5 protein-coding genes are annotated in these 3830 nt (G+C 60.5%); 3 read left to right on the top strand and 2 right to left on the bottom strand.

Features of this window, described 5'->3' with window-relative positions:
• Together AAC083_RS09315 and AAC083_RS09320 are read left to right on the top strand one after the other, a co-directional pair.
• Positions 1-302: transaldolase family protein (locus tag AAC083_RS09315; RefSeq protein ID WP_308811003.1), on the top strand; the 302-nt coding region annotated here is incomplete at its 5' end.
• Between the two features lie 109 nt (positions 303-411).
• A complete protein-coding gene (locus AAC083_RS09320; protein ID WP_042036421.1) occupies positions 412-600 on the top strand; it encodes a hypothetical protein in 189 nt (62 codons plus the stop codon).
• Here the strand turns inward: AAC083_RS09320 and AAC083_RS09325 are convergent.
• Positions 597-1793 (bottom strand): HD-GYP domain-containing protein, encoded by a 1197-nt coding sequence (locus AAC083_RS09325; RefSeq protein WP_108536427.1) that lies wholly within the window; start codon positions 1791-1793, stop codon positions 597-599. The two genes, AAC083_RS09320 and AAC083_RS09325, sit on opposite strands and share 4 nt — an antisense overlap.
• A 173-nt stretch (positions 1794-1966) precedes the next feature.
• Here AAC083_RS09325 and rsuA point away from each other — a divergent pair, with 173 nt between their 5' ends.
• Positions 1967-2659 (top strand): 16S rRNA pseudouridine(516) synthase RsuA, encoded by a 693-nt coding sequence (gene rsuA, locus AAC083_RS09330; protein WP_108536428.1) that lies wholly within the window; start codon positions 1967-1969, stop codon positions 2657-2659.
• Between the two features lie 137 nt (positions 2660-2796).
• Here the strand turns inward: rsuA and AAC083_RS09335 are convergent, their stop codons facing one another.
• The gene (locus AAC083_RS09335; RefSeq protein WP_108536429.1) at positions 2797-3696 is read right to left on the bottom strand and encodes a DMT family transporter; all 900 of its coding nucleotides are present in this window, start codon (positions 3694-3696) and stop codon (positions 2797-2799) included.
• Positions 3697-3830: the final 134 nt, after the last annotated feature.

The following is a 3830-nucleotide window of genomic DNA, read 5'->3' on the forward strand; positions in this document are numbered from 1 at the left end:
GCTGGCTGGCGGCGGTGGCGGGGGCAGAATATGTCGCTCCCTACGTGAATCGGCTGGATGCTCAGGGCGGCGATGGCATCGCCACCGTGCAGGAGCTGCAACAGTTGCTTGAGCTGCACGCACCGAACAGCAAGGTGTTGGCGGCGTCATTCCGCACTCCCCGTCAGGCGCTTGACTGCCTGCTGTCCGGTTGCCAATCCATCACCCTGCCGCTCGATGTGGCCGAACAGTTGCTGACTGTACCTGCGGTGGATGCGGCATTGGCGAAGTTTGATCAGGATTGGCAGCGGGCTTTTGCCTGAGGTGAGAGGTCTGATTGAGGGAACATAGAGGTGGTGCGGCTGGCAGACTAAGCTATAGAGGACAGCCCGGTTTGACGGGCTGATGTCGATGGCTTACCGGAGGTGCCTCATGAGCGACCATCCCCTGCTGCCCCATGGTGAAGATCTGCGCCGCGCTGTGCGCTGGCTCAGCGAGCACCGTCAACACGACGTCCGGGCCATCGAAGAGGCCTGTATCCGCTTTGACCTGTCACCGCTGGATGAGGAGTTTCTAATTCTGCATTGTGTCGAGCGGTCCCGAGAGGAGGGGACCAACTAGACGAAGTGGGCGAGGCTGATGCCAAACTCCTTGGGATCGACCGTGCTTTCTATGCACTCCTGTACTCCGGATTTCGCCAGATCCAGCCACTGTACATCGAGATAGTGGCGTTGGGTGGCGTGATAGATCACCTTGACCACCGGCTTGAGCGGCTGCTGCTCGTTGCGCTGCATCACGATAGCCAACCGCTGGTTGGAGAGCTGTACCAGCGTCCCCACCGGATAAACCCCCATGCACTTGATGAACTTGGTCACCAGCCCCCGATCGAAATGGTGGTCGGCCCCCTTGAGCAGGATCCGGAATGCCTGGGTCGGCTGCATCCCCTGTTTGTAGACCCGATCTGCCGTCACGGCGTCGTAGACATCGACGATGCCGCTCATGCGGGTATGAAGAGAGAGCTGATCTCCCTTGAGGTGGCTGGGATAACCCGTGCCATCGAGCCGCTCGTGGTGATTGGCAGCGACTTCCAGCATGGTGGCGGTGATGCCGGGGGTTTGGCTGAGGATGTCGTAACTGTGTACTACATGCTGGCGCATGATGGTGAACTCTTCATCGGTCAGCTTGCCCGGTTTGTTGAGCACTTCATCCGGGGTCATGATTTTGCCCACATCGTGCAGCAGGCCCCCCAGGGTCAGCTCTTTGAGCACACTGCGTTCCAACCCCAGATAGCGGCCGAAGTTGGCGAGCAAAATGGCCACGTTCATGGAGTGCTCCATCAGGTAGGCATCCTTGGCACGAATGCGGGCCAGACAGAGCATGGCATCGCCGTGGGTGAACATGGTGTCCACCATCTCTTCGGCTACTTCGGCCAGCGGGGTGATGTCGATGGGTTCACCCGCCTTGAGCTGGCGGATGAACTTGCCTTGCAGTTCGCGGGCTTCCTGGTAGAGACGGCGGATCTTGAGTTCGCGGCCCTCGCCGTTGGCACTGCCTGCCGTGCGTTGGGATGACGCTGACAAGGTAGCAGGGTCGGGGGAGATGATCTGCTCTATGCCAGCCAGCTTGCTGCGGGCGAGATCCACGCGCACCGTTAGCACACCGCGCCGGACCAGGTCATCGATCTGCTGACGGGTGGTCACCAGCCCCATCTGGGCGATCTCCATGCCACCTGTCTGGCTGATGATGGCGATCACGTACATGCCGGCTTGCAGCTGGTTGACGGGAATGACTGGATGAGGAGTGTGCGACTTCATTCGGCTTCCTGACTTTATTATTATGCGTAACATTAGGCCCTCTGCAGGCAGTCTAACACCCGCGCCGGGCTTCGTCATGACGACATGGTCTGCATCACTACCGCTTAGTGCTGGAGTTGTTGCCCTCGGCCTATATAATGACGCCCCTTTATTGATGGACTCTGAGGTTGTGCATGCGGCTCGATAAATTTCTTTGCGATTGTTCCGATTTGACCCGGTCCCTGGCGGGCAAACTGATCCGGCAGGGAGAGGTCACGGTGGACGGCATAGTGGTCAAACAACCCGCTTTCCACATCAACGAGCAGAGCCAGGTCGAATTCGACGGCGTCATGCTGACGCTGGATCAGCGCAATCGCTACTTCATGCTGCACAAACCGGAAGGGTACGTCTGCTCCAACGAGGATCCGGATCATCCAACCGTCTTCTTCCTGATGGACGAGCCCGCCATGGGCAAGTTGCACGTGGTTGGCCGACTCGATCTTGACACCACGGGTCTGGTGCTGGTGACCGACGATGGCAAATGGTCCCACCGCATCACCTCGCCGCGCCATGAGTGTGCCAAGACCTACCATGTCTGGCTGGCCGACCCGGTGCATCAGGATGCCATCTCCCTGTTTGCCGATGGTGTCTTCCTGCGCAACGAATCCGAGAAGACCCGTCCCGCCCAGCTGGAGATCCTGGGGGAGTGCGAGGCACGCCTCACCATCCATGAAGGCAAGTATCATCAGGTGAAGCGGATGTTTGCCTCCATCGGCAACAAGGTAGTGGGGTTGCATCGGGAGCGGATCGGCGCACTGACGTTGGATGACGCGCTGGCACCGGGCGAATACCGCGAGCTGACGGCCGAGGAAATCGCCCAGTTCTAGTCACCCGACTCGGCAACGAAAGTCCGGTGATGCCGCGACGGGGCTAATCGACGCTGCAGCTCACCTCTGGTCGAGGGTGCGAATAGCGAAGTGCATGCGGCTTGTGGTGTTAACCCCGGCGCTGACGTTAAGCCACGTTAGCCCGCCCCCAGCACCATGGTCGTACCCAGTGTGGCCAGCAGGGCGCCCGCCCAGGCCGTGAGGGAGGGGCGCTGGCCCGAGTGCCACCACAGCAGGGGTAGCAGAATGACAGGCGTAGTGGAGGAGAGGATCGCCACCATGCCGACGTCTCCCTGACGCAAGGCGACCAGGATGAGCGTCATCCCCATGGCCATCGCCAGGAAGCCGTTGATACCAATCATCCCCAGTACCTGACGGTTAATGGGGTTGTGCGGCAGTGACAGCGGTACCCGCAGCGCCCGCAAGGTGCAGTGGGCCAACAGGGCGCTGCCCATGCGGATGCCGGAAGCGCTCACTGCATCCACGCTGCCACTCATCATCACGGGCTTGGCGATGATGGCGCCCAGACTCTGGCAGAAGGCGGCCGTCAGACCCAGACCTATGCCGATGGCGAGATGCCCGCGCACCTGTTCCCACTCGTTGTGCTCATTGCCGCCACGCCGGCCGAACAAAATGGCGAGCATGACGCCGGCAAACACCAACAAGGCCCCCACCAGTCGCCAGCCACCGAGCTGCTCGCCAAACAACCAGAGGCCGAGCAGGGCGGAGAAGAGAGCATGGCAGGAGAACAGCAAGCCGCTGCGCCTGGGGCCCAACCGGTTCATGCAGGCAAACAGGGCGGTATCGCCAACGAAGATGCCGATAAGGCCCGACAGTGCCAGCAGGGGCAGGGCACTCTCGGTGAGAGATTGCCAGCCGCCGGTGGCGAGGCTGACGGAGCCCAGCATCAGGCTGACTAGAAACATGCGCCAGCGACTGTAGGCAAAAGCTCCCAGGTGACGGGCCGGTTTGACGGAGATCAGGGCCGCCACTGCCCACAAACTGGCCGCTGCCAGCGCCAGCCACTCATACCCCATAACAACTCCTGAAAATGTAGCCAGATGAAAGACGCATCAGGCCGTTACCGGCGACAGCCACTCGCACCTCATAAAAAACTACGGAAAAAAATAGCCCGCAAGACTCCATCTCTTGAGCAAGCCCGATACAATAC

It is taken from the genome of Aeromonas sp. HMWF014, from assembly GCF_963878295.1.
Lineage (GTDB): Bacteria > Pseudomonadota > Gammaproteobacteria > Enterobacterales > Aeromonadaceae > Aeromonas > Aeromonas popoffii.